This is a genomic window from Gardnerella sp. C0684A1 (assembly GCF_055326835.1).
Window position 1 is genome coordinate 1 of sequence record NZ_JBLTSX010000016.1, and the last position, 292, is coordinate 292.

The window sequence follows — 292 nt, forward strand, 5'->3', positions numbered from 1 at the left end:
ATATTTTGGAGTTAAAACCTAGACAAAAAATGTTTGGGATTTTTATCGCTTCATTGATTATCTACTTTTTAGCTGGAATCAGAATGAATGTGTTAAAGGTGCCATTCATCGCACATGAAGTAAATCTAGGTTGGTGGAGTTTCCCAATTACTATTTTTTGGATCTTAGCTTTAACTAATGCAGTTAACTTGATTGATGGACTTGATGGGCTAGCTGATGGGGTTTCAATGATCTCTCTGACTACCATGGGGATCGTAGGTTATTTCTTCTTGCACACTCATCAGCTATATGT

The 292-nt window shown here is 36.3% G+C and carries 1 protein-coding gene; it reads left to right on the forward strand.

Annotation, left to right across the window (positions count from 1 at the left end; genetic code table 11):
* Positions 1 to 292: MraY family glycosyltransferase (locus tag ACNEUN_RS06195; RefSeq protein WP_463631553.1), on the forward strand; the 292-nt coding region annotated here is incomplete at both ends.